Origin of the sequence: Micromonospora sp. NPDC126480, from assembly GCF_040302465.1 — a bacterium.
Lineage (GTDB): Bacteria > Actinomycetota > Actinomycetes > Mycobacteriales > Micromonosporaceae > Micromonospora.
The window spans coordinates 358,472-383,052 of record NZ_JBEORU010000001.1 but is presented as its reverse complement, the minus strand read 5'-3'; the positions used below and the strand labels follow the sequence as shown (position 1 = coordinate 383,052).

The 24,581-nt window shown below is 73.2% G+C and carries 26 protein-coding genes; 9 read left to right on the top strand and 17 right to left on the bottom strand.

What is annotated here, in order from left to right:
- Window positions 1-47: 47 nt before the first annotated feature.
- Window positions 48-1,454: an L-serine ammonia-lyase gene (locus tag ABTW87_RS01855; RefSeq protein ID WP_350647549.1), complete on the bottom strand. Its 1,407-nt coding sequence runs from the start codon at window positions 1,452-1,454 to the stop codon at window positions 48-50.
- Window positions 1,455-1,896: 442 nt separating this feature from the next.
- Between ABTW87_RS01855 and ABTW87_RS01850 the strand changes: the two genes are divergently transcribed.
- On the top strand, window positions 1,897-2,100 hold the full coding sequence (locus ABTW87_RS01850) for a PspC domain-containing protein (RefSeq protein ID WP_350647547.1): 204 nt from the start codon (window positions 1,897-1,899) through the stop codon (window positions 2,098-2,100).
- Between the two features lie 67 nt (window positions 2,101-2,167).
- On the opposite strand, the gene ABTW87_RS01845 is transcribed toward ABTW87_RS01850, so the two are convergent.
- The 7 genes from ABTW87_RS01845 to pdxH form a co-directional block, all read right to left on the bottom strand.
- Window positions 2,168-2,926 carry a DUF4230 domain-containing protein gene (locus ABTW87_RS01845; protein ID WP_350647545.1) on the bottom strand — a complete coding sequence of 253 codons (759 nt, stop codon included), beginning with the start codon at window positions 2,924-2,926 and terminating at the stop codon, window positions 2,168-2,170.
- Between the two features lie 100 nt (window positions 2,927-3,026).
- Window positions 3,027-4,187 (bottom strand): acyl-CoA dehydrogenase family protein, encoded by a 1,161-nt coding sequence (locus tag ABTW87_RS01840; RefSeq protein ID WP_350647543.1) that lies wholly within the window; start codon window positions 4,185-4,187, stop codon window positions 3,027-3,029.
- A 21-nt stretch (window positions 4,188-4,208) separates the two neighbouring features.
- The gene (locus tag ABTW87_RS01835; RefSeq protein ID WP_091593012.1) at window positions 4,209-4,514 is read right to left on the bottom strand and encodes a type II toxin-antitoxin system VapB family antitoxin; all 306 of its coding nucleotides are present in this window, start codon (window positions 4,512-4,514) and stop codon (window positions 4,209-4,211) included.
- A gap of 188 nt (window positions 4,515-4,702) precedes the next feature.
- A complete protein-coding gene (locus ABTW87_RS01830) occupies window positions 4,703-5,305 on the bottom strand; it encodes a nitroreductase family protein (protein WP_350647541.1) in 603 nt (200 codons plus the stop codon).
- A gap of 10 nt (window positions 5,306-5,315) precedes the next feature.
- Window positions 5,316-6,245, bottom strand: a complete 930-nt coding sequence (locus ABTW87_RS01825; RefSeq protein ID WP_350647540.1) for an aldose 1-epimerase family protein — start codon at window positions 6,243-6,245, stop codon at window positions 5,316-5,318.
- A gap of 18 nt (window positions 6,246-6,263) precedes the next feature.
- Complete coding sequence (locus ABTW87_RS01820) at window positions 6,264-7,562, bottom strand: MFS transporter (RefSeq protein ID WP_350647538.1); 1,299 nt, start codon at window positions 7,560-7,562, stop codon at window positions 6,264-6,266.
- Window positions 7,559-8,221 (bottom strand): pyridoxamine 5'-phosphate oxidase, encoded by a 663-nt coding sequence (pdxH, locus tag ABTW87_RS01815; protein WP_350647537.1) that lies wholly within the window; start codon window positions 8,219-8,221, stop codon window positions 7,559-7,561. The genes ABTW87_RS01820 and pdxH overlap by 4 nt, the downstream gene beginning before the upstream one ends.
- Before the next feature lie 239 nt (window positions 8,222-8,460).
- Between pdxH and ABTW87_RS01810 the strand changes: the two genes are divergently transcribed.
- From ABTW87_RS01810 to ABTW87_RS01795, 4 genes are all read left to right on the top strand, one after another.
- A complete protein-coding gene (locus tag ABTW87_RS01810) occupies window positions 8,461-9,567 on the top strand; it encodes a citrate synthase 2 (protein WP_350647535.1) in 1,107 nt (368 codons plus the stop codon).
- A gap of 321 nt (window positions 9,568-9,888) precedes the next feature.
- Complete coding sequence (gene serC, locus ABTW87_RS01805) at window positions 9,889-11,016, top strand: phosphoserine transaminase (RefSeq protein WP_350647533.1); 1,128 nt, start codon at window positions 9,889-9,891, stop codon at window positions 11,014-11,016.
- Window positions 11,017-11,202: 186 nt separating this feature from the next.
- Window positions 11,203-12,285, top strand: coding sequence for a septation protein SepH (sepH, locus tag ABTW87_RS01800; RefSeq protein WP_350647531.1), 1,083 nt, complete (start codon window positions 11,203-11,205; stop codon window positions 12,283-12,285).
- A gap of 63 nt (window positions 12,286-12,348) precedes the next feature.
- Window positions 12,349-13,335 (top strand): aldo/keto reductase, encoded by a 987-nt coding sequence (locus tag ABTW87_RS01795; protein WP_350647530.1) that lies wholly within the window; start codon window positions 12,349-12,351, stop codon window positions 13,333-13,335.
- A gap of 18 nt (window positions 13,336-13,353) precedes the next feature.
- Here ABTW87_RS01795 and thpR read toward each other — a convergent pair whose 3' ends face one another.
- From thpR to ABTW87_RS01770, 5 genes are all read right to left on the bottom strand, one after another.
- Window positions 13,354-13,932 carry an RNA 2',3'-cyclic phosphodiesterase gene (gene thpR, locus ABTW87_RS01790; RefSeq protein WP_350647528.1) on the bottom strand — a complete coding sequence of 193 codons (579 nt, stop codon included), beginning with the start codon at window positions 13,930-13,932 and terminating at the stop codon, window positions 13,354-13,356.
- A 12-nt stretch (window positions 13,933-13,944) separates the two neighbouring features.
- Window positions 13,945-14,454, bottom strand: coding sequence for a hypothetical protein (locus ABTW87_RS01785; RefSeq protein WP_350647526.1), 510 nt, complete (start codon window positions 14,452-14,454; stop codon window positions 13,945-13,947).
- Window positions 14,455-14,570: 116 nt separating this feature from the next.
- Entirely contained in the window at window positions 14,571-15,851 is a 1,281-nt protein-coding gene (locus ABTW87_RS01780; protein WP_350647524.1) for an MFS transporter, read from the bottom strand.
- Window positions 15,852-15,918: 67 nt separating this feature from the next.
- Entirely contained in the window at window positions 15,919-16,368 is a 450-nt protein-coding gene (locus ABTW87_RS01775; protein ID WP_350647522.1) for a MarR family winged helix-turn-helix transcriptional regulator, read from the bottom strand.
- 116 nt (window positions 16,369-16,484) lie between these two features.
- Entirely contained in the window at window positions 16,485-17,957 is a 1,473-nt protein-coding gene (locus tag ABTW87_RS01770) for an NCS2 family permease (RefSeq protein WP_350647520.1), read from the bottom strand.
- Window positions 17,958-18,045: 88 nt separating this feature from the next.
- Between ABTW87_RS01770 and ABTW87_RS01765 the strand changes: the two genes are divergently transcribed.
- Complete coding sequence (locus ABTW87_RS01765) at window positions 18,046-18,291, top strand: DUF2530 domain-containing protein (protein ID WP_350647518.1); 246 nt, start codon at window positions 18,046-18,048, stop codon at window positions 18,289-18,291.
- 18 nt (window positions 18,292-18,309) lie between these two features.
- Here ABTW87_RS01765 and ABTW87_RS01760 read toward each other — a convergent pair whose 3' ends face one another.
- Complete coding sequence (locus ABTW87_RS01760; protein ID WP_502891511.1) at window positions 18,310-19,200, bottom strand: DUF3027 domain-containing protein; 891 nt, start codon at window positions 19,198-19,200, stop codon at window positions 18,310-18,312.
- Between ABTW87_RS01760 and ABTW87_RS01755 the strand changes: the two genes are divergently transcribed.
- Both ABTW87_RS01755 and ABTW87_RS01750 read left to right on the top strand, forming a co-directional pair.
- Window positions 19,199-20,809, top strand: coding sequence for an MFS transporter (locus ABTW87_RS01755; RefSeq protein WP_350647515.1), 1,611 nt, complete (start codon window positions 19,199-19,201; stop codon window positions 20,807-20,809). The genes ABTW87_RS01760 and ABTW87_RS01755 overlap by 2 nt on opposite strands.
- Window positions 20,806-21,471 carry a futalosine hydrolase gene (locus ABTW87_RS01750; protein WP_350647513.1) on the top strand — a complete coding sequence of 222 codons (666 nt, stop codon included), beginning with the start codon at window positions 20,806-20,808 and terminating at the stop codon, window positions 21,469-21,471. The genes ABTW87_RS01755 and ABTW87_RS01750 overlap by 4 nt, the downstream gene beginning before the upstream one ends.
- On the opposite strand, the gene ABTW87_RS01745 is transcribed toward ABTW87_RS01750, so the two are convergent.
- Complete coding sequence (locus tag ABTW87_RS01745; RefSeq protein ID WP_350647512.1) at window positions 21,472-22,341, bottom strand: GNAT family N-acetyltransferase; 870 nt, start codon at window positions 22,339-22,341, stop codon at window positions 21,472-21,474. It lies immediately after the preceding gene.
- Window positions 22,342-22,654: 313 nt separating this feature from the next.
- Here ABTW87_RS01745 and ABTW87_RS01740 point away from each other — a divergent pair, with 313 nt between their 5' ends.
- Entirely contained in the window at window positions 22,655-23,533 is an 879-nt protein-coding gene (locus ABTW87_RS01740; RefSeq protein ID WP_350647511.1) for a 1,4-dihydroxy-6-naphtoate synthase, read from the top strand.
- Here the strand turns inward: ABTW87_RS01740 and ABTW87_RS01735 are convergent.
- Together ABTW87_RS01735 and ABTW87_RS01730 are read right to left on the bottom strand one after the other, a co-directional pair.
- Window positions 23,494-23,880: a cold-shock protein gene (locus tag ABTW87_RS01735; protein ID WP_130321396.1), complete on the bottom strand. Its 387-nt coding sequence runs from the start codon at window positions 23,878-23,880 to the stop codon at window positions 23,494-23,496. The two genes, ABTW87_RS01740 and ABTW87_RS01735, sit on opposite strands and share 40 nt — an antisense overlap.
- Window positions 23,881-23,915: 35 nt before the next feature.
- Window positions 23,916-24,536 (bottom strand): HAD family hydrolase, encoded by a 621-nt coding sequence (locus tag ABTW87_RS01730; protein ID WP_350647510.1) that lies wholly within the window; start codon window positions 24,534-24,536, stop codon window positions 23,916-23,918.
- Window positions 24,537-24,581: the final 45 nt, after the last annotated feature.

The following is a 24,581-nucleotide window of genomic DNA, read 5'->3' as shown; positions in this document are numbered from 1 at the left end:
CCTGCCCGGTCGCCGCCGCTACCCGGCTCGGCGGCCGCCGGCGGCTCTCAGCACTCGATCACGTTGACGGCGAGGCCGCCCCGTGCCGTCTCCTTGTACTTGACCTTCATGTCGGCCCCGGTCTCGCGCATGGTCTTGATGACCTTGTCGAGCGAGACGTGGTGCACCCCGTCGCCGCGCAGCGCCAGCCGGGCGGCCGTGATCGCCTTGATGCTAGCCACCGCGTTCCGCTCGATGCAGGGGATCTGCACCAGGCCACCGACCGGGTCGCAGGTCAGCCCGAGGTTGTGCTCCATGCCGATCTCGGCGGCGTTCTCCACCTGCTCGGGCGTGCCGCCCAGCGCCTCGGCGAGCCCGGCCGCCGCCATCGAACAGGCCGAGCCGACCTCGCCCTGGCAGCCCACCTCGGCCCCGGAGATCGAGGCGTTCTCCTTGAACAGCACCCCGATCGCGCCGGCCGCGAGCAGGAACCGCACCACCCCGTCCTCCGACGCGCCGGGGGAGAACCGGTCGTAGTAGTGCAGCACCGCCGGGATGATCCCGGCCGCGCCGTTTGTCGGCGCGGTCACCACCCGGCCGCCGGCCGCGTTCTCCTCGTTGACCGCCAGGGCGAACAGGGTCACCCAGTCCATCGCCCGCAACGGGTCCGCCGCGCCCCGGCCGGCCGCGCCCGCCGACGACCGCACCGGGTCCGCGTCCGCCATCAGGCCGCGGTACAGCTCGGCGGCGCGCCGCCGGACCTTCAACCCACCCGGGAGTACGCCGTCCCGCTCGCAGCCGGCCGCCACGCACTCCCGCATCACCCGCCAGATCTCCAGCAGGCCGGTCCGCACTTCGCGCTCGCTCCGCCAGGACAGCTCGTTGGCGAGCATCACCTCGCTTATCGACAGCCCGGTCTCGCGGGTCCGCGCGAGCAGCTCGGCGCCGGTGCTGAACGGGTACCGCACCGGGGTGCTGTCCGGTTTGATCCGGTCCGCACCGGCGGCCGCCTCGTCGACGACGAACCCGCCGCCCACCGAGTAGTACGTCCTCGTCCGCAGCTCCGCACCGGTGCCGTCGTGGGCCGCGAAGGTCATCCCGTTCGGGTGGTACGGCAGCGACCGGCGGCGGTGCAGCACCAGGTCCCGGTCCGGGTCGAAGTCGATCTCGTGCGCGCCGAGCAGGGCGATCCGCCGCTCGGCCCGGATCCGGGCGACCCGTGGCTCGACCGTGTCGGTGTCGACCGTCTCCGGCGCCTCCCCGGCCAGCCCGAGCAGGACGGCCCGGTCGCTGCCGTGGCCGTGGCCGGTCGCGCCCAACGAGCCGAACAGCTCCGCGCGGATCCCGGCGGTGTCGGCGAGCAGCCCGTCGGCCTTGAGGCCGGTGACGAACGTCCGGGCGGCGCGCATCGGCCCGACCGTGTGCGAGCTGGACGGCCCGATGCCGACGCTGAAGAGGTCGAAGACACTGATCATGGCTGCACTTCCTCGCCGCCGTACCCGTCGTGCGGGCTCCCGGTCCGGTGGTGACCGCCCGGTCGGGACGGTCCGCACGGGCACCCGGGGGTTGTCGGGGCCCGACCGGCCAGCCTACCCGCCCAGGTCACCAACCACCTCCTGCCGCATCCCCCCGCCGCGGCCACCCCCGCAAGACTGCGCTCGATCGCAGGAGTAGTGGCCTCGCTGCTCGGTCGAGGGGACTACTCCGACCGTCGAGCGCGATCTTGGAGGTTCCCGCGCGGGCGGGACGAGCGGGGAACGCCGACGGGTGGATCGGGGGCGTTGCCCGCGAGCCGCACGGGTAAGCACTTACGGGTCGACGGGGCGCCGATCCTCCTCGCGACCGAGGGCGCGGTCGCCACCCCTTCCTACCGTTGACCGTAGAGGCGGCGAAACGCCGCAGAGTGGGAGAACGACGATGAGTCGCAGACTGGTCCGGCCCCGTCAGGGGCGCATGATCGCCGGCGTGTGTGCCGGCCTGGCGCAACGGTTCGGTTGGTCGGCCGGGTTCGTCCGGCTGCTCTTCATCCTGTCCCTGCTGCTGCCCGGAACCCAGGTGATCGTCTACCTGATCCTCTGGATCCTGATGCCGAACGAGGACCGCTACGCCACCACCTACTGATCCCCGCACCCATGCCGAGGGGCGGCAACCCCAGGCGACGTTGCCGCCCCCGGCGGGCCGGGCGGGGTCAGGGGGCCGTGTAGGTCACCGTGACGCGCTCGTAGCCGAGGGAGCGGAGCAGGCCCTCCAGCATCTTGCGGGTGTTCTCCTCGGCACGCTGGGTGAGGCCGCTGTCCCGGGCGGCGGCGGTGATCCGCTCCTCGGCGAGCCGGTAGACCTCCTGCTGCCGGTTCGGGTCGCCGTCGACCAGCTCGCCGATCCGGTTGAGCAGGCCACGCTGCTCGGCGAAGACGTAGCTCTTCTCCAGATCCAGGTTGGTCCGGCCGAGCTGGGGCGCCGGCAGCTTGATCTCGACGGACTTCCCGTCGGCGGACTGGACGATCGCACCCTCGGAGATCGTCCCGAAGTCGACGTACGCCTCGACGCTGCCCGCCCCGACGAAGAGCGTGCGCTCGTTGAGCAGCCAGTCCGGCACGTTCCGCCGGTCGTTCTGCAGGTCGACCACCACCTGGAAGTTGCCCTCGGCGGCGACGTAGCGGCTCAGGTCCTGGATCGACTTGAGCAGCGGCGGCTGGCTGCGGTCGGTCTGCTCCTTGGCGAACGGGTTGCGGAAGTCGGGCAGGATGCCGGTCGCCTGGACGCCGAGCAGCGCCACCACGACAAGCGCCGCCGCGCCGAGCGCGACGAGCAGGCCGCGCAGCGACCGGCCGGAAGCCGGTGCCCCCGAAGGCTCCGGTGGCACGTCGGACCGGGTCTTGACCGCGTCGGTGGTCGGATAACCCGGGAACTCGCGGGTGGGCTCTTTGCTGTCACCGTCGCCGGCCATCGCCCTCTCCGTCCTCGTCAGACACTGGCGTCTGACAATGACGGTACGGCCCTCGTACGACACCTGCTCGCTGAGCGACCCGATCGGGTGAACGCCCAGGTCAGGCGAACGCGGAGAGGCCGGTCAACCGCTGACCGACGACCAGCTGGTGGATCTCCGACGTGCCCTCGTAGGTGAGGACGCTCTCCAGGTTGTTGGCGTGCCGCATCACCGGGTACTCGCCCGACACCCCGTTGGCGCCGAGGATCGTGCGGCACTGCCGGGCGATCGCCAGGGCCTCCCGCACGTTGTTGAGCTTGCCGACGCTCACCTGGTCGGGGCGCAGCCTGCCGGCGTCGGCGAGCCGGCCCAGGTGCAGCGCCAGCAGGTACCCCTTGTTCCACTCGACCGCCATGTCGGCGAGCTTCGCCTGGGTGAGCTGGAACGCGGCCAGCGGCTTGCCGAACTGGGTGCGGCTGGTCGCGTACCCCAGGGCGGTCTCCAGGCACTCGCGGGCCGCGCCGAGCGCACCCCAGACGATGCCGTGCCGGGCCTCGGTGAGGCAGCTCAGCGGCGCCTTCAGCCCGGTCGCGCCGGGCAGTTGCGCGGCCGCCGGAAGGCGCACGTCGTCGAGGGAGATCTCGCCGGTGACCGACGCGCGCAGCGACATCTTGCGGCCGATCTCCCGCGCCGTCACGCCGGGTGTGTCCATCGGTACGGCGAAGCCGCGTACCCCCTCGCCGGTACGCGCCCAGACCACCGCGACGTCCGCGACCGGCGCGTTGGTGATCCACATCTTGGTGCCGTGCAGCACCCAGTCGCCGCCGTCCCGGCGGGCCCGGGTGGTCATCGACGCCGGGTCGGAGCCGTGGTCCGGCTCGGTCAGCCCGAAGCAGCCGATCGCCTCGCCGGCGGCCATCGCCGGCAGCCAGCGCTGCTTCTGCTCCTCGCTGCCGAACCGCCAGATGGCGTACATGGCCAGGGAGCCCTGCACCGACACCAGCGACCGGACGCCGGAGTCGCCGGCCTCCAGTTCCAGGCAGGCCAGCCCGTACGCGACCGCCGACGAGCCGGCGCAGCCGTACCCGGTCAGGTGCATGCCGAGCAGGCCCAGCTTGCCGAACTCGCGGGCCAGCTCGCGGGCGGGGACCCGGCCCTGCTCGTACCAGCCGGCGACGTGCGGCCGGACCTTGTCGTCGACGAGCTGTCGCACGACGGCGCGGATCTGCCGCTCCTCCTCGCTGAGCGACGCGTCGATGTCCAGCAGGTCGAGAGGGCTCATGGGAGCCACCCTAACGAAGGCTCACTCCACGGCCTCGGAGAGCACGAGCACCCGGGCGTGGATCTGGTTGCGCTGCTGCAGCGCCGCCCGCAGCGCCCGGTGCAGGCCGTCCTCCAGGTAGAGGCCGCCGTTCCACTGGACGACGTGCGGGAAGAGGTCGCCGTAGAAGGTCGAGTCCTCGGCGAGCAGCTTGTCGAGCGCGAGCTCGCGCTTCGTGGTGATCAACTGATCCAGGCGCAGCGGGCGCGGGGGGATCTCGGCCCACTGCTTGAGCGTCAGGTTGTGCTCGGGGTAGGGACGCCCGTCCCGGACCGCTCTGAAGATCACGACGGCACGCTCCCCTCCCCCTGACCGGCCGACCCGCCACCCGGGGCCGGGTCGCGGCGTGGCACCGCGACCAGCGGCACCGATGACCCGTGCCAGCCTAGCCGCCCCGGTCACGTCGCGTTCTGTTCCTTGATGTCAGTTTCGCTACCGGCAGTCCGCTTCTCAACCGGACGAAGCGCGCGTCCCGGTCAGCTCCACCGGCCACGGCGGACCACCTCTTCGGCGGGACGCCGGCCCCGGCGCAGGGATGGTGACCGATGGTCCGGCGCTCGGTAACCGACGGTGATCGCACCGATGGGGTCGTACTCCGCCGGGACCCCGAACGCCGCCCGGTAGTCGTCCAGACGCTGCGGCGGAATGCCGAAGAAGCACGCCCCGAGGCCCTCGTCGACGGCGGAGAGCAGCATCAGCAGCGCGGCGAAGCCGGTGTCGATGTACCAGTACGGCACCGGCCAGCGCTCGGTCGAGCGGTCCGCCCAACCCTTGTCCGGCTCGGCGTACCGGTCCAGGTACGCCGACCGGTTGGCGTGCGGGACGATGATCAGCGGGGCCCGGCGCATTCCGGCCAGCCAGCGGTCCCGGCCGTCGGTGTCCGGGGTGGCCGCCGCCCAGAAACGGTCCCGGTCCTCGGGGCCGTCCAGCACCAGGAAGCCCCAGCCCTGGGAGAAGCCGGCCGAGGGCGCCCGGATCGCGTGGTCCAGCAACCGGTCCACCACCTCCGGCGGGACCGGCCGGTCCGGGTCGTAGTTGCGGACCATCCGGCGGCGCCGGACCACCTCCGCGAACTCCACGCTCGCCTCCTCAGGCCATCGGACGGACGCCCCAGACACCCCGCCAGGTGTCGCCGGGCTTCAACGTGATCAGGTCCCGCCCCGACCGGAACGCGTCCGGCGGGCAGGTCATCGGCTCCACCGCCACCGAGCGCCGGTGCCGCTCCCCGGCCAGCGTGTCCCCGGTGAAGACCTGCCACCAGCCGAACTGCCGGTCCGCCCAGATCCGCAGCCGGGTCGCGCCGTCCGGGCCGGCCAGCTCGACCGCCGAACCGCCGTCGTCGTCCCGGACCACATCGCCGAAGGTGTGGTCGAGCACCGTCCGGCCGATACGGCGCGGCGTCGTCCAGTCGTACTCGGTGCCGGCCACCGGGGACACGGCGATCGGCAGCAGGCGGCCGTCGACCTGCAGCCGGCTCCGGGCCGGCAGCCGCAGCACCACGTCGTCCACGGCGACGCCGGGCACCCGCAGGTACGGGTGGGTGGCGAAGCCGAACGGCGCCGGCTCACCGCCGCTGTTGGTGACCTCGTGCTCGGCGCGCAGCCCGTCCGGCCCGACGCTCCACCGGCTCCGCAGTCGCAGCGACCAGGGGTAGCCGGGGGTGGGCGCCAGCTCGTACCCGACGATCACCGCGTCGGCCGAGCGCTCCAGCAGCCGCCAGGGCGTCCAGTTGACCAGGCCGTGGATCGCCACGTCCCGCTCCGGCTCGCTTATCGACAGCTGGAGGTCCCGGTCGCCGAAGCGGTAACGCCCGTCCCGGATCCGGTTCGGCCAGGGCGCGAGCACCTGCCCGGCGCAGCCGGGGCACAGCTCGTCGGCGGCGTACCCGTCGAGGTGGTCCACGCCGTCCTGCCGGTAGCTCCGGATCCCGCCACCGACCTCGACGATCACGGCCTCGTGGCCGGCGGCGGCGATGGTCCACTGCGCGCCCGAGGGGGGACGCTGCCCGGGGATCTCCATGCCGGGGACCTTAACCGGTCAACTCGCCTTCCCGCTCGACGCGCTCGCCGCCCGGTAGCGGACCAGGGCCGGGAACGACACCGCCAGCAGCAGCGCGAGCACGGCGGACGCCAGTCCGCCACCGACCCAGGCCACCCCGGCGCCGCCGAAGCCGGCCGCCATCGCGCCGGCTCGCAGGTCACCGAGACGGGGCCCGCCCGCCACCACCACCGTGTTGACGCCCTGCAGCCGGCCGCGCATCCGGTCCGGCGCGTACACCAGCAGCATCGACTGGCGCAGGACCGCGCTCACCAGGTCCGCCGCGCCGGCCACCGCGAGCAGCACCACCATCAGCCACAGCTGCCGGGCCAGCCCGGCCGCCGCGATGGCCAGGCCCCAGCCGACGACCGCCACCACCAGGGCCAGGCCCTGCCGGCGCAGCCGACCGATCCAGCCGGAGGTGAGCCCGCCCAGCATCGCCCCGATCGCGATGGCGCTGAACAGCCAGCCGACCGACGCGCCGCCACCGAACCGCTCCTGCGCCACCTCGGGGAAGAGCGCCCGCGGCATCGCCAGGATCATCGCGATCAGGTCGATGGCGAACGACAGCAGCAGCACCGGGGTGGTGGCGAGGTACCGGAAGCCGTCGACGATGCCGGCCAGCCCGCCGCGCCGTACCTCGCCGTCGGCGGGCGGCTCCGGCGGCATCGCCGGCAGGCGCAGCGTCGCCACGACCAGCCCGGTGAAGAGGACGGCGTCCACCGCGTACGCGACCGGCAGGCCCTGCCCCGTGCCGAAGGCCGCGAAGATCAGGCCGGCGGCGAGCGGGCCGACCACCGACGCCGCCGTGAAGGTGGTGTAGTTCAGAGTGGTGCCCGACGGGACCAGCTCCGGCGGCAGCAGCCGGGGCAGGATCGCGGTGCGGGCGGGCGAGCTGATCGCGAACGCGATCGAGTGCACGGTGACCAGCGCCAGCAGCAGCACCGGGCTGCCGATCCCGAGCAGCGCGTGCGCCAGCAGGCCGAGCATCGACACCCAGAGCAGCGCCGAGCCGCCGAGCAGCACCCGCCGCCGGTCGCGGGCATCGGCCACCGCGCCGCCCCAGAGCCCGAAGACCAGCAGGGGTACGAAGCCGGCGATGCCCAGCAGGCCGACCCAGAACGAGTCCCTGGTCAGCGCGTACATCTCCACCGGGACGGCGACCGCGGTGAACTGGAACCCGAACATCGCCAGGGTGTTGCCGAGCCACATCCGGCGGAACGCCGGCACCCGCAGCGGGCGCAGGTCGATGGCCCAGCGTCGGGCACCCGCCCGCCGGGTCTCCGTGACCTCGGTCACGGCGCCAGCCGCTCGACGACCCAACCCCCGCCGGTACGCCGGAACCGCAGCCGGTCGTGCAGCCGGCTCGCCCGACCCTGCCAGAACTCCACGCCGTCGGGCCGGATCCGCAGGCCGCCCCAGTGCGGCGGGGCGGGGATCGGCTCCACGGCGGCGAAGCGCTCGGCAGCGGCCCGGTACGCGGCGTCCAGCGCCGCCCGTTCGGGGAGCACCCGCGACTGCTCGCTCGCCCACGCCCCGAGCTGGGAGCCGCGCGGCCGGCTGGCGAAGTACGCCTCGGTCTCCGCCCGGTCCAGCCGCTCCACCCGGCCGGTCACCACCACCTGCCGCTGCATGGCGAACCAGGGGAACACCAGGCTGGCGTGCGGGTTGGCGGCCACCTCGGTGCCCTTGCGCGAGCCGTAGTTGGTGAACAGGACGAAGCCGTCCGGGTCGTACCCCTTCAGCAGCACGGTGCGGCCGCTCGGCCGCCCGTCGGCGTCGGCGGTGCCGAGCACCATCGCGTTCGGCTCGGGCAGCCCGGCGGCCACCGCGTCGGCGAACCAGCGGTCGAACTGGGTGTGCCAGTCGCCGGCAAGGTCCGCCTCGGTCAGGCCCAGGTCCGCCGCGTACTCGTTACGCATGTCAGACGGCGGCACTGTGTCGCCTGTCACGTCCACTCCCCTCGCCGTCCGGCCACCGGCCACGTTACGGCGCAGGCCAGCGCCCGCCGACAAGTGTCACCGACGGTCACGCGGCCGGCCCGGCGGGGGATGAGGCGTGGGGCACAGTTGTCACGGGTCGCAAACTTCCGTAATCAGCAGGCAAGATGTTCCGAACACATCCCTGAGGGTCGCCTAAGGCGCTGGGCCGGATGAGGGCCCGTCCGGGCGCACCGAGCCAGATCCAGGAGAGCGACATGGCCGACTTCAAACCCGGGCTCGAGGGCGTCGTAGCCTTCGAGACCGAGATCGCCGAACCCGACCGTGAAGGCGGTTCGCTGCGCTATCGCGGCGTCGACATCGAGGATCTGATCGGCCAGGTCTCGTTCGGCAACGTGTGGGCGCTGCTGGTCGACGGGCGCTTCGGCCCGGGCCTGCCGCCGGCCGAGCCGTTCCCGGTCCCGGTGCACTCCGGTGACATCCGCGTCGACGTGCAGTCCGCGGTGGCGATGCTCGCCCCGTACTGGGGGCTCAACCAGCTCCTCGACATCTCCGACGAGCAGGCCCGCGAGGACCTGGCCCGGGTGTCGGTGACCGCGCTCTCCTTCGTCGCCCAGTCCGCGCGCGGCCTCGGGCTGCCGGCGGTGCCGCAGAAGGAGATCGACAAGGCGTCCACCATCGTCGAGCGTTTCATGAAGCGCTGGCGGGGTGAGCCGGACCCGCGGCACGTCAAGGCCGTGGACGCGTACTTCATCTCGGCCGCCGAGCACGGCCTGAACGCCTCCACCTTCACCGCCCGGATCGTGGCCTCGACCGGCGCGGACGCCGCGGCCTGCATCTCCTCCGGCATCGGGGCGCTCTCCGGGCCGCTGCACGGCGGGGCGCCGTCGCGGGTGCTCACCATGCTGGAGGCCGTCGAGCGCAGCGGCGACGCCGAGGGGTACGTCAAGGGCGTGCTCGACCGCGGCGAGCGGCTGATGGGCTTCGGCCACCGGGTCTACCGCGCCGAGGACCCGCGCGCCCGGGTGCTCCGCCGCACCGCCAAGGAGCTGGGCGCCCCGCGCTTCGAGATCGCCGAGGCGCTGGAGAAGGCCGCGCTGGCCGAGTTGCAGGCCCGCCGCCCGGACCGGGTGCTCGCCACGAACGTCGAGTTCTGGTCGGCCGTGGTGCTGGACTTCGCCGAGGTGCCCGCGCACATGTTCACCTCGATGTTCACCTGCGCCCGGATGGGCGGCTGGAGCGCGCACATCCTGGAGCAGAAGAAGCTCCAGCGGCTCGTCCGCCCGTCCGCCCGCTACGTCGGCCCGGGCCCGCGCAAGCCGAACGAGGTCGAGGGCTGGGACCAGGTCCCCCACGGCGTCTGAAAGGAAGGGCCCCTTCTTAACGCATCCGGTAGAGGAAGGGCCCCTTGTTAACACTCAGCGAAGGCCCCGGCCGCTCCGGCCGGGGCCTTCGCCGCGCCCGGGGCGTCCTGTGGCGTACGCCTCATCGCCGCTGGTGGGACCGGCGGCCGACGGGCCGGCGGCGGGTGGGAGGATGGGGGCCGGCAGTGTCGCCGGACAGGGTTCGGGTCCCGGCCGAGCCGTGCGGGCCGCGCGGCTGCCGTCGATCCGCGCCCGGCGTTGACCGGGCCTGCCCCGCCTGTCCGGGCCCGCCCTCGCCCTTGCGGAAGGATCTCCAAGACCGTGGCTGACGCACCGACCATCCGGATTCCCGACGACATCAAGCCCGCCGACGGGCGCTTCGGCTGCGGGCCGTCCAAGGTCCGTCCGGCCGCGGTCTCCGCGCTCGCCGACGTGGCGACCAGTTACCTGGGCACGTCGCACCGGCAGAAGACGGTCCGCGACCAGGTCGCCCGCCTGCGCCGGGGCATCGCCGAGTTCTTCGCCCTGCCCGAGGGGTACGAGGTCGTCCTCGGCAACGGCGGCACCACCGCGTTCTGGGAGGTCGCCACGTTCGGCCTCATCCGGGACCGGGCCCAGTTCGCGAGCTTCGGCGAGTTCGGCGCGAAGTTCGCCAAGGCGGTCAAGGACGCGCCGTTCCTCGGCGAGCCCACGATCCGCAAGTCGGCGGCCGGTACCGCTCCGAGCCTGGTCGCCGAGGCCGGTGTCGACGTCTACGCCACCCCGCACAACGAGACGTCCACCGGTGTCGCGGTGCCGATCAGCCGGGTGCCGGGCGCGGACGACGGTGCGCTGCTGCTGGTCGACGCCACCTCGGGCGCCGGCGGGCTGGAGGTCAACGTCGGTGAGACCGACGTCTACTACTTCGCCCCGCAGAAGTGCTTCGGCTCCGACGGCGGCCTCTGGCTCGCCCTGATGTCGCCGGCCGCGCTGGACCGGGCCGCCGAGATCAAGGCGTCCGGCCGCTACATCCCGGCCTTCCTGGACCTGGTCACCGCGATCGACAACTCGCGGCTGGAGCAGACGTACAACACGCCCGCCCTCGCCACGATCTTCCTGGCCGCGGAGCAGACCGACTGGATGAACGCGCAGGGCGGCCTGACCTGGGCGGCCAAGCGCACGGCGGAGAGCGCCAACATCGTGTACGGCTGGGCGGAGCGCTCGGCGGTGGCCACGCCGTTCGTCGCCGACCCGGCGCTGCGGTCCAACGTGGTCGCCACGATCGACTTCGCCGACGGGGTGGACGCCACCGCCATCGCGAAGGCGCTGCGCGCCAACGGGATCGTGGACACCGAGCCGTACCGCAAGCTGGGCCGCAACCAGCTGCGGGTCGCGCTCTTCCCGGCGGTCGAGCCGGCCGACGTGGAGGCGCTGACCGCGTCCATCGACTACGTGGTCGAGCGACTCTGACCTTCGTCACGGTGGGTGTTGGCCGCGGCTTCGGCCAACACCCACCGTGATCATCGCCGCAGCTCAATCGCGAATCACCGGGTGTCGCTTCCCCCACCTGTGGGCGGAGAAGCGTACGGTGGTGCGAGACGCCCGGGTGGCCGGACCCGTGGCGCGCGGCCAGCGAAGCGGGACGGAGGCAACGCTATGCGCCCAGTACGCTTCGTCGCCCTCTCCGAGGACGGCCAGGCCCTGGTGCTCGCCGACGAGGTGGGGCGACTCCTCGCCCTGCCCATCGACGAGCGCATCGCGACCGCGCTGCACGCGGAGCCCGGTGCCCCGCCGCTGGCGGTGGCCCCGGCACCCGCCGCCGATCCCGCGCCGTCACTGTCCCCCCGCGACATCCAGTCCCGGATCCGCGCCGGCGAGTCCGCTGAGGACGTCGCCCGCATCGCCGGTGTCCCGGTCGACCGGGTGCTGCGCTACGCCGGCCCGGTCCTGCAGGAGCGGGCCATGCTCGCCCAGCACGCCCGCCGCAGCCGGCTCAAGGGCGCGGAGAAGCCCACCCCGCTCGCTGACGTGGTCAACGGCCGGCTGGCGCAGCACGGCATCGACACCGAGAAGATCTCGTGGGACGCGTGGCGCCGCGACGACGGCACCTGGCGGATCGTCGCGACGTGGCCGTCCGGCAAGGCCACCGCCCAGGCGGTGTGGGATCTGGACAAGACCCGGCAGTCGGTCGCGCCGCACGACGACATGGCGCAGTATCTGTGCGCCGAGCGCCCCACACCGATCCTCGGCCAGGAGCCGGCCCCCGAGCGCGGTGGCCACGGGCTGCCCACGCCGTCCCGTGGTGAGCCCAGCCGGGGCGGGCACGGCCTGCCGGCGCCGGCCGAGCACACCCGCCCGGGTCGCGACCCGATCCGCGCCGGCCGGGACGCCCTGCTCGCCTCCCTCGACCGTCCGCTCGGCGGGACCTCCGGCCGCGGTCTCGAGCCGCGTACCCCGGCCGCGCTCGCGGGTTCCGACTCGCCACGGCAGCGGGCGGTCGGCGGCGGTGCGGCGGCGCTGCTCGGCGGCGGCCCCGGTTCCGCCTTCGACGACGACTCGGACGCGCCGAAGGAGGTGCCGGCCGTACCGTCGCTGGCGGTGCTGCGACCGCGCCGCACGGGTGCCGCGGCGGCCGCGGGTGGCAGCGAGTCGGGCGAGGGCGGTAAGCCGCGCAAGCGCTTGCCGAGCTGGGACGACGTGCTGTTCGGCAGCGGCCCGGCGGCCCGCGAGTCTTCCTGAGCCTGGTCGCCGGTCGTCCGATGACGGGCGGCGACCCGGCCGGGGCCGTGGCAGGGTGGTCCCATGGAGTACACGAACCTGGGTCGCACCGGCCTTTCGGTCAGCCGTCTCTGCCTCGGCACGATGAACTTCGGGCCGCAGACCAGCGAGGCGGACAGCTTCGCCATCATGGACCGGGCCCTGGAGCACGGGGTCAACTTCTTCGACACCGCTAACGTGTACGGCTGGAAGCTCGGCGAGGGGGTCACCGAGCAGATCATCGGCCGCTGGCTCGCACAGGGCGGCGACCGGCGCGAGAAGGTCGTACTGGCCACCAAGGTGTACGGCAAGATGGGCGACTGGCCCAACGAGCAGGGGCTCTCCGCCCGGCACATCGTCCGGGCCTGCGAGGCGTCGCTGCGCCGGTTGCAGACCGACACCATCGACCTCTACCAGATGCACCACGTCTCCCGGGCCACGCCGTGGGAGGAGATCTGGCAGGCGATGGAGACGCTTGTGGCGCAGGGCAAGGTGCTCTACGTCGGATCGTCCAACTTCGCCGGATGGCACATCTCGGTGGCGCAGGAGGCCGCCACCCGACGCAACTTCCTCGGTCTGGTCTCCGAGCAGTGCATCTACAACCTGCTCACCCGGCACGTGGAGCTGGAGGTCGTGCCGGCCGCCCAGCACCACGGCCTGGGAATCATCCCGTGGTCACCGCTGCACGGCGGGCTCCTCGCCGGCGTGCTGCGCAAGATGTCCGAGGGCGGGGCGGCGCGCGGCACCACCGGCCGCGCCGCCGACGCACTCGCCGAGCACCGGCCGACCATCGAGGCGTACGAGAAGCTCTGCGGCGACCTGGGCCACGACGCGGCGGACGTGGCGCTCGGCTGGCTGCTCTCCCGGCCCGGGGTGACCGCCCCGATCATCGGCCCCCGGACGGTGGAGCAACTCGACCGCTCCCTCGGTGCGCTGGACGTGAAGCTCGACGACGCCACGCTGGCGCGTCTCGACGAACTGTTCCCTCCGATCGGCAACGGTGGCCCCGGCCCGGAGGCGTGGGCCTGGTAACCGTCGCTGCGGGCCCGGTCAGAGCGGCCAGGCGGCCAGGCGGTCGTAGGTCGGGCGGGGGCCCGGGTGGCTGCGCATCAGCACCAGTTCGCTGGCCGGCCACTCCGGACCCTCGTACGCGTGCAGCGCCTCGACGTCGGCGGCCACGTCCTCGGGTGGCACCCGGTCGCCGGGGCGGGCCACCGTCAGGTGCGAACGGAACGGCTTCTCGTCGTACGGCAGGCGGTTGTTGCGCAGCCGGGACCGGATGAGTCGGGCCAGCACGGTCATTGCCGGTACGTCGCCCAGCAGGTCCACCCAGAGCACCGTGAAACGACCCCGGCCGAACGTCCCGCCGCCGCCAAGCCGTAGGCGGGGTGCGGCGGTCCGGCCGTCCCGGGACCACTCGGCGGCCAGGCCGAGGGCGCTCTCCACGGCGACCAGCCGGTCCGCCTCCACCTCGCCGAGGAAGGCGAGCGTGACGTGCGCCTGGGCGGGGTCGGCGAGGCGGACGTTGATCCCGGCGGCGGCGGCCGCCCCGACGCGCAGGCGGGCGATCTGCGCGTTCAGGTGCTCCACGGCCTCGGGCGGTGGGTAGACGGCGGTGAAGAGCCTCAACCGGGCCGTCGCTCAGCGGTGGCGCTGCCGGTGCTGTGGCCGGGCGGCGGGCAGGATCAGCCCGGCCCGGTGCAGCAGGCCCTCGACCCGGACCCGTTCGATCTCCCGGTCCACGCCGGTCAGCTCGTCGAGGTGCTGCGTGATCCCGAGGGCGGCACAGGCCAGGCGGAGCCGCTCGTCGTACGCCTGAAGCACCGCGCCGTGCCAGACGGCCGAGCGCCCACCGGCGCCGACCCGCTGGCCGCCGAGGCGTCGCAGGTCGGTGGCGAGTTGCTCAAGCGGGCGCCGGTCGGGCCGATCGAAGCGACTGAGATCGATGCCTCGGGTGAGCGCGTCGGCCCCGACCGCCCGGTTCAGCCGGGCGATCGTACGCCGTTCCCGCCGCCGTCGCCGCCACTCCGCACAACCGCACACCAGCCGGTCGACCAGCTCGTCGGCGCAGAAGAGCAGCGCGATCACCACCGGCAGGCACACCACGGCGGCGACCATCACGGTCAGTAGCAGCGCCCGTCCCACCTCCACGAACCGACGCTAAGCCGACCGGTGGGGCCCCGCCACCGAATTGGCCGCATCCGTCGGCGGGGCGGGTGTTAAGAAGGGGCCCTTCCTCTACCCGAGGCGTTAACAGGGGCCCTTCCTTACACGCGGTCGGTGACGTAGAAGCGGGGCATCGGCAGGATCCGGAACCGCAGCCGGGCACCCGAGCGGCGCAGCTGCCAGGCCAGCGCGAGCAGCGCGGTGGTGAGGGAGACCAGGCCGCCGATCCAGATGCTGGCGCCGGCGCCGTACGTCTCGGCGAGCCAGCCGATCACCGGCGCACCGACCGGGTTGGTGCCGAGGAAGACCAGCACCCACAGCGCCATGACCCGGCCGCGGAACGCGGCGTCGGTGCCGAGCTGGATGCGCTGGTTGCACGCCTGGGCGAAGAACACCATGAAGAACCCGGTCGGCAGCAGCAGCACGACCACCAGCCAGTACGTCGGCGCCAGCCCGACAAGCGTGCCGAAGCTGGCGAAAGCGACCGCGGCACCAAGCACCAGCCATACCGAGGGGCGGCTGCGCCGCCCGGTGCCGGCCAGCGCGCCGATCAGCGCTCCCACCGCGAGCGCGCTGCTGAACAGGCCGAACGACGCGGCCCCGGTGTTGAAGACCGTCTTGGCCAGGGCGGCCAGGGTGAGCTGGAAGTTGAACAGGGAGGTGGCGATGACCAGGACCATCACCATCGGCAGCAGCAGGTCGGGGCGGCCCCAGACGTAGCGCAACCCGTCGACGACCTTCGCGGCGGCCCGTTCCTCGCGCGGCGGCAGCACCTCCCGGTGCAGCTCGGCCGGGCGCATCCGGACCACGTTGACCAGCGGGGCGATCGAGCTGAGCGCGGTGACCAGGAAGACGGGACCGACGTCGAAGACGGCGATGGCCAGGCCGGCGAGGGCCGGGCCGATGATCCGGGCGGAGTTGAAGGTCGCCGCGTTGAGGGAGAGCGCGTTCGGCAGCAGCGGGGTGCCGACCAGTTCGGAGACGAAGGCCTGCCGTACCGGGGTCTCGACGGCGTTGGCGACGCCGAGCAGGGCGGCGAAGGCGAACACGTGCCACAGCTGCACCACGCCGGTGATGACCAGCAGGCTCATGGCCAGCGCCAGCACCGTCCAGAACGCGTTGGCGACGAAGAGCAGCATGCGCTTGTCGTACCGGTCGGCGAGCCGCCCGGAGATCAGGGTGAGCAGCAGGACCGGGGTGAACTGGAGGGCGGTGACGATGCCGAGCGCGGTGGCGGAGTTGTCGCTGAGCTCGAGGACGAGCCAGTCCTGGGCGATGAACATCATCCAGACGCCGATCAGCTTGATCAGCTGCCCGGATGCGAAGAGCCGGTAGTTGCGGACCTGTAGGGACTGGAACATCGTGCTCAGCTTCGCCTGCACTCTTGGTGCGCCTCCTCGCGTACGCGTCATCGCCGTGCGACGGCGCGGGCGCGGTGACGCGGGTGCGTCAGGCGCGGGCCAGCCGGTGCAGGATCTCCGCCGCTTCGCGCAGCGTGTCCCGTTCCTCGTCGGTCAGTGCGGCGAGCCGGTGGGTCAGCCAACTGTCCCGGGCGCGTTCGAGCTGGTCGAGCACCGCCCGGCCCCCCTCGGTCGCCGCCAGGATGACCTGCCGGCCGTCGGTCGGGTGCGGCGTGCGCTGCACGAGGCCGCGCTCCTCCAGCTTCGCGACGATCTTGGTCATCGTCGGTGGCTGGACCCGTTCGACGTCGGCGAGCTCCCGGGGCGTCAGCGCGCCCGCCAGCCGGAGGCTGGTGAGCGCGGAGAGCTGGGTGACCGTGAGGTCGCCGACCGGCCGGGCCTGCCGGACCCGTCGGTTGAGCCGGGTGATCGCATTACGCAACTGGACCGCCAGTTGCGCCGGTGGCATGCGTTGAGCCGTCACCGTCCGCTCCGTCACGATAGTTAGCCTAACTAATGAGCCTGGCTAACGACATACGATATGACCAGCCTCACGGGAGGTTTGCCCTGCTCCGGGCCGGTCGTCCGGTTCGGCCGACCGGCCCGGAGCACGTGTCACAGCACCACGGACTCGATGGGCCCGCGCAGGAAGTACAGCACGAACAGCGCGGCGACGGCATAGAGCAGCGGGTGGATCTCCCGCGCCTTGCCCTTCGCGAGCTTCACCACGACGTACGTGATCAGGCCCGCCCCGATGCCGTTGGAGATCGAGTACGTGAAGGGCATCAGCACGATCGTCAGGAACGCCGGGATCGCGATCTCGTAGTCCGACCAGTCGATCGTCCGGACCGCGGTCATCATCAGGAAGCCCACCACCACAAGCGCGGTCGACGCGGCCTCGAACGGCACGACCTGCACCAGCGGCGCCACGAACATCGCCAGCAGGAAGAGCACGCCGGTGACCAGGTTGGCCACGCCGGTCCGGGCGCCCTCCGCGACACCGGCGGCGCTCTCGATGTACGACGTGTTGCTGGAGACGCTCGCCGCGCCGCCGCTGGCCGCGGCGATCGAGTCGACGAGCAGGATCTCCCTCGCCCGCGGCGGGGTGCCCCGCTCGTCGAGCATGCCGCCCTCCTGGCCGACGGCGACCATCGTGCCCATCGTGTCGAAGAAGTCCGTGATCAGCAGGGTGAAGACGAACATCAGCACGACCAGCCAGCCGGCGCGGCTCCACGAGTCCAGCACGTTGAACTTGCCGAGCAGGGACAGGTCCGGCACGTCCACCCAGGTGGTGGGGATCGTCGGAACGTTCAGCGACCAACCCTCGGGGTTGGGTTCGCCGTTGACGAACGACGGACCGATGTTCCCCATCGCCTCGACGATCATGGCCAGCACCGTGGAGGCGAGGATGCCGAGCAGGATCGCGCCCTTCACCCGGCGTACCACCAGCACCAGGGTCAGCAGCAGACCCACCACGAAGACCAGCATCGGCCAGCTGACCAGCTTCCCGCCGATGCCCAGCCCGACCGGCACGGTCGTGTTCGCCTCGTCCGGGATCCGCCGGACGAAGCCCGCGTCGACCAGACCGATGATGGTCAGGAACAGGCCGATGCCGACGCCGATCGCGGTCTTCATCTGGGTGGGCACCGAGCGGAACACCGCGGTACGCAGGCCGGTGAGCACGAGCACGCCGATGATCACACCCTCGATCACCACCAGGCCCATCGCGTCCGCCCAGGTCATCTCCGGGGCGATCTCGTACGCGACAAGCGCGTTGACGCCGAGACCGGCGGCGAGCGCCAGCGGGAACCGGCCCACCACGCCCATGAGGATCGTCATCAGGCCGGCGACCAGCGCGGTCGCGGCGGCGAGCGCCGGGATGGGGAGGCTCTTGCCGTCACCGTCGACGGCGGAGCCGAGGATCAGCGGGTTGAGCACCACGATGTACGCCATCGTGAAGAAGGTGGCCAGGCCACCCCGGACCTCGCGACTCATCGTCGAGCCGCGGGCGGAGATCTCGAAGTAGCGGTCGAATCCGTTCCGCGGCGCTGCGGGCGGTGTGCCGTTGTCGGGCGGAGCTACAGCCATCGGGTCCTCGCAGGTGATCTTCCGTTTGTCGGCCGCATCGTCGCAGATCGCCGGCCGGGTGCGGAAGCCGATCCCGTACGCTTGCCCGGTGCCGAAGCAGCAGCCGCCGCGGCCCGAGCCGCTCGACCCGCCGATGGTGCCGTTCGCCCTCGCCGGGATCGCCGCCTGGGCGGTCGCCGGGCTCGTGCTGCTGCTCTTCCGCGACCAGCTGGTCGAGAGCGGGCGGGAGAGCTGGCTCTGGACCTGCCTGGCCGGATTCCTGTGGGGTTTCCCCGGTCTCGCGGTGATGATGCGGCACGACGCGAACCGCCGTCGCCGCCGCGCCGGTCACTGACCCGCGGCGGCTGTCACCTCACGGGTGCCCGTACGGCTCCGCCGGCTCCGCGGCCTCCACCGACCCGTGGGCCCGGCTCACCGAGACCGCCTCCACCGCGCTGTCGTCGTAGACCGTGGGCAGCTCCTCGACCGGCGTTTCCGGGGTCTCGACGAGGATCTCCGAGTGGGCGCCGCAGCCGTGGTCGGCGCTGACCACCCGGCCGTCGTCCGGGGCGAAGAAGTTGCCGCAGGCGCCGAAGGACTGCCGCAGGGCACCGGCGAGCGGCAGGTAGAACCCGCACGTCCCGCAGCGGGCGGCGGCGGGGGCGGCGCTGGAGATCGGCGCGGCGGGTCCGTGGTCCCCGTCGTACCACCGCTGGGCGGCCTCGATGCGCCCCTCCCGGGACATCACCCGTGGCCGGCCGAGACCCAGCTCCCAGGCGGTCTCCTCGACCGCCGGGTCGTCGGAGAGCAGGTAGCCGGGCTGGAGCCGTTCGTCGTCCGGCGGGGTGGGCAGCAGGTCGCCCGGGCCGAGGTCGCCCGGCTTGAGCCGCTCCTGCCAGGGCAGCCACCCGGGTGCGAGCAGCGCGTCCGGGCCGGGCAGCAGCACCGTCTCGCAGATCGTCACGGTGCGGCTGCGGGGCACCCGGGTGACGGTGACGGCCCAGCGCCAGCCGCGGTAGCCGGCCTGCCGGCACTCGAAGTAGTGGGTGACGAGCCGGTCGCCTTCGGCGACCGCCTGCAGGTGGTCGCCGACGTCGGCCGGGTCGACCTCGGTGATGGCGTCGCGGGCCACGTCGACCGCGGCGGCGCAGACCTGGTCGAGACGGGCGGCACGAGCGGAGGCGGGCCTGGTCACCCGACCATTGTTCCCCATGCGCAGGGCCGCCTGACAGGCACTCCCCGGATGGGCGAGACTGGTGCACATGCCGCTGTTCTCCCGCTCCGAGCGTTCCGTTCTGGGGCGGACCGTCGGCACGGGTGTCAAGGCGGTCCGCCTGCTGCTGCGCGGCTCGGTCAGCAGCGGCCGCTGGGTGACCCGCTCGGCGGGTCGTGCCCGGGCGCGGGGCGCCGGCCGCGAGGTGGGCATGGTCCGCCTGTTCGACCTGCACGCGGTCTCCTGCGCCGGCGACACCCTCATCGCGATCGGCCTGGCGGGGACGATCTTCTTCAACGTCCCGCTCGGCGAGGCGCGCAGCAAGGTCGCTCTCTATCTGCTGGTGACCATGGTGCCGTTCGCCCTCCTCGCCCCGGTGGTCGGTCCGCTGCTCGACCATTTCCGGCACGGCCGCCGGTACGCGCTGGCCGCCACCATGCTCGGCCGGGCCTTCCTGGCGTGGCTGATCTCCGACTACATCCACGGCTTCGGCCTGTACCCGGCGGCCTTCGGTGTGCTGGCGCTCTCCCGCGCGTACGGGGTGGCCCGCTCGGCGGCCGTGCCCCGGCTGCTCCCGGAGGGTCTCGGCCTGTCCCAGGTCGGTGCCCGGGCCAGTGTCTACGGCACGGTGGCCGGTGCCCTGGTCGCCCCGATCGGCCTGGCCGCCTTCTGGTTCGGGCCGCAGTGGCCGCTGCGGGTCGCCTCGGTGATCTTCCTGGTCGGCATGGTCATCGCCCTGCGGCTGCCTCCGAAGGCGGATTCCGAGCCGCCGGAGCGGGTGCCGCGTCCGCTGCGGGCGCTCCGGCGCGGCACCGGGGAGCGGCCGCTCGGCCGGGGTCGGCCGCACGGCCGGCTGGTGATGGCCACCCTCGTCGGCGCCGCCACGCTGCGCGCCGTCTACGGTTTCCTGCTGCTCTTCCTGGCCTTCGCGATCAAGGCCGGTGACCTGACCACCACCGTCTTCGGGCGCGAGCTGAGTGACGAGGCCGCGCTCGGCCTGGTCGGCGGGGCACTGGCCGCCGGTACGTTCCTGGCCACGGCGATCGGTACCCGGCTGCGCATCCACCGGCCGGCGACGATCCAGTCGAGCGGCATGGTCATCGTGGCCGGGGTGGCGGTGCTCACCGCGCTGAAGTTCTCGCTCCCGATGGTCGGGCTGCTCTGCCTGGTCGCCGCGCTGATGAGCGGCATCGCCAAGCTCGCCGTGGACGCCTCGATCCAGGAGCGCATCCCCGAGCGGTTGCGCGCCAGCTCGTTCGCCCATTCCGAGACGGTCCTCGTGCTCGCCTTCGTCGCCGGCGGCGGGCTGGGTCTCGTACCCTTCGACGGCCGGCTCGGCATCGCCGTCGCCGCCGGCGTGGCCACGCTCGCCACCGCCCGCGGCATCGTGATGGCGGGCCGGCTGCGGGCCGAGAGGCTGGTGGGCCGGCCGCTGGCCGACGACGAGCTCACCGAGGACGAGTCACCTCCGGACGAGCCCGGGCACGTCGGCCCGACCCCCGGCAACCCGGCGCCCACCTCACCCGCCCCGACACCGGGCGCCGCACTGGACGACCTGGCACCGCCGGGCTACCACATCTACCGGCCGTCGTCGGCCGTCGGCGGACCCGGCGGCACGGACGACGAGACCCGGCGGGAGCCGCGGGGGCCGATGCCGTGACCGGCCTGCTGGTGGTCACCGCGGTGCCCGCGGAGGCCCAGGCGGTCCGGGCCGGCCTGCCGGACGGGACCGCCACCGTCGCGCCGGTCGGGGTCGGCCCGGCGGTCGCCGCCGCCGCCACGGCGCGGCTGCTGGCGCTGGCCGAGGCCGCCGGCCGCCCCTACCGGGCGGTGGTCAGCGCGGGCGTGGCGGGCGGCTTCGTCGGGCGGGTGCCGGTCGGCGGCACGGTCATCGGCAGCAGCGCGATCGCCGCCGACCTGGGTGCCGAGTCCCCGGAGGGCTTCATCCCGGTGGACCAGCTCGGCATGCCGGCGGAGGTGCTCGGCGGCGGCAGCACCATCACCGCCGACCCGGGGCTGGTCGCCGCCCTGCGGACCGCGCTCCCGGCCGCCGCGGTGGGCCCGGTGTTGACCGTCGGCACGGTCACCGGCACGGCCGCCGGCACCGCCGCGTTGCTGCGCCGGCACCCCGACGCGGTGGCCGAGGCCATGGAGGGGTACGGGGTGGGCGTCGCCGCGGCCCACGCCGGTCTACCCTTCGTCGAGCTGCGTACCGTCTCCAACCCGGTCGGGCCGCGCGACCGGGACGCGTGGCGTCTCCGCGAGGCGCTCGCCGCCCTCACCGAGGCGGCCCCGGCAATCCTGACCGTCGTCGCGGCCTGATCAGCCGTGCTGCCCGGTCGGGCGGTCGAGGCGGAGTGTCCACCCTCGCCGTTCGACCCGGTAGCCGCAGGCGAACAGCAGGTCGGCGGTGGGTCCCTCGGCAAGCGCCCAGCCGGTGCGGATGCCACGCCGGTCCATCTCCTCGACGAGCTGCGCGACCAGCCGCCGGCCCACCCCCAGCCGGCGGTGCTCGGCGGCGACCAGGATCTCGTCCAGGACCGCCTCGCGCTCGTCGCTCGGTTCGTCGCCGCACGCCAGATGCGGGCTGCGCTCGTGCGCCCGCAGCTCGCCCACCAGCTCACCGTCCGGCAGCTCCGCCACGAACCGCCACGACGTGTCTGGCAGGTCCGGCTGCACGACCCGCCGTACCCGGATCGACCGGCGGGTCTCCTCGGCCCGCCGACGCTGGTCCCGGTACCGCCGGCTCCGCTCGTAGGTGACCGCCGGCACCTTACGCGGGTACCGCGCCGGCGGCAGCCGGTACCACTCCGCCCACCAGGCACCGGGCCAGTCCCGGGGTTCACGGACCTCCCAGGCGTCGAGGTGCGCGGGGTAGCTGCGCCCCGCCTGGTCCGTCCATCCGTCGTGTGGCACCGGGGGCGGGGCGGTGACGCCCTCTCCGGTTGCCGGCAGCCCGGCCACGATTACACCGCCGGTCGCCCGCACCAACCGCTCGACCGTCCGGAACCTCGGGTTGGTGGTGTGCCCGGCCTCGATCCGCGCAAGGGTCGCCTGGGGGACGCCGGACTTCTCGGCCAGCTCACGTTGACTGAGATCCGCCGTGCGGCGGAGGGCCCGGAGCAGGCCGCCCAGGTCGGCAGCTCCGGTCGAGCCGGGTTCCGTCGATTGCGCCTCGTTGGGTTCGGCCATGACGTCGATGCTTCACGGCTGGCCCGCACCGATCAACAGGGCCCGACCAGGCTGTGGAAAACCTGTGGATAACACGGCCGGCTTGTGAGGCGGCATGTCTGGTCGATTCCCTTTGGAGCTGACTCGTTTGGGTCAGCGCGCGGCGCGTGACGGCCAGCGCGATGCTTGACGGAGCAGCGCGACGCGTGACGGGCCAGCGTGTCGCGGGTCGCGCCGATGCACAAACGGCATCAGATCCAAAGGCGCCGAGGTAGCTACCGGCGGGCGGGGCTGCGCGTCACGGCCATCGCACGGGCGGGGCTACGGTGGGGGCGTGGCGCTCTCGCTGGCGATCTCGCCCTGCCCCAACGACACGTTCGTCTTCCACGCGCTGGTACACGGGCAGGTACCCGGCGCACCGCCGGTCGAGGTGACCTACGCGGACGTGGACGTCACCAACACCGCCGCCGAACGCGGGGCATTCGACCTGGTCAAGGTGAGCTACGCGGCGCTGCCGTGGCTGCTCGACGACTATCACCTGCTGCCCTGCGGCGGCGCGCTCGGGCGCGGCTGCGGCCCGCTGGTGCTCACCCGGCCCGACGGCGCCGGCAACGGCCACGCCGGCGATGGCGATGGCGACGGCCCAACCTCCGCCGACCTGACCGGCGCCACCGTCGCGGTGCCCGGCGACCGGACCACGGCGTACCTGCTCTTCCGGCTCTGGTCGGCCGGGCGGCCGCCGGCCCGGATCGAGGTCGTGCCGTTCCACGAGATCATGCCGGGCGTCGCCGCCGGGCGGTACGACGCCGGGCTGGTGATCCACGAGGCGCGGTTCACCTACCCCCGGCACGGGCTGACCGCCCTTGTCGACCTCGGCGAGTGGTGGGAGGCCGACACCGGCCTCCCGATCCCGCTCGGCGCGATCCTGGCCCGCCGCGGCGCGGTCGACCCCGAAGCCGCCGCCGGCTGGATCCGCGAATCGGTCCGCCGCGCCTGGGCGGACCCGGCGGCCAGCCGGGACTACGTCCTGGCGCACGCGCAGGAGATGGAACCCGACGTGGTGGACCGGCACATCGGCCTCTACGTCAACGAGTTCACCGCCGACCTGGGCGAGGCCGGATTCGCCGCCGTCGAGGCGCTGCTCGGCCGGGCCGCCGACGCCGGGCTGGTGCCTCAGACCTCCAGCTCGCGGGCGACCGCGTGGACCAGCTGAGCGATCTTCTGCGCGGTCTTCCGGTCCGGGAAGCGACCCCGGCGCAGGTCCGGCTGCACCTTCGCCTCCAGCACCTTGATCATGTCCTCGACGAGGCCGTGCAGCTCCTCCGCCGGCCGGCGCCGCAGCTCCGCCACCGACGGCGGCGCCTCCAGCAGCTTGACCCCCATCGCCTGGGCTCCCCGGCGGCTGTCGACCACGCTGAAGTCGACCCGCTGCCCGCCCTTGAGGTCGGTGACACCCGCCGGTAGCGCGGCCTTGGGCAGGAACACGTCGCCACCCTCGTCACTGGTGACAAACCCGTATCCCTTGGTCGCGTCGTACCACTTCACTCGACCCGTCGGCACCTGAGAACCTCTGCTTCACTCAAGACGGCTACGGCCTACAAGGCTAGCCGGATCATGCCTGCGAGCGCCCCCGGGAATCCAGTGAGATCATCCAGCACCAGGCCCGCGCCGGCAGCGCGCAGCTCGTCGGCCGTGCAGGGGCCGGTCGCCACCGCGATCCCGGGCACCCCGGCGGTTTGCGCGGCCGTCATGTCGGCCACGTGGTCCCCGACGTAGTGGGTGGCGCCGTGCGCCCGCAGCGCGGTCGCCTTCTCCTCGGCGAACAGGTCACCGGCGACCTCGTCGACCACCAGGCCGAGGTGGTCGAGGTGCAGCCGCGCCAGGCGGCCGAGCTTGGAGGTCACCACGAGCACGCGCCCGCCGTACGCCCGGACCGCCTCCACCGCCTCCCGGGCGCCCGGCAGCGGGACCGTGGGTGTGATCGCGTACGCCGGGTACAGCTCGCGGAAGATGTGGACCGCGTCCTCGACCTGCTCGGGCGGGAACCAGTGGGCGATCTCGGTCCGCAGCGGCGGGCCGAGCCGGGACACCGCCACCTCGGCGTCCACCGGCACGCCGGTCCGGGCGGTCAACGCCCGGTACGTCGCGGCGATTCCGGGGCGCGAGTCGACCAGGGTCATGTCGAGGTCGAAACCGACCGTCGGCGGAGGGGGCATGCCGAGACCGTAGCCGGGCGAGCCGAACGTCCGAGGGGCGGGACC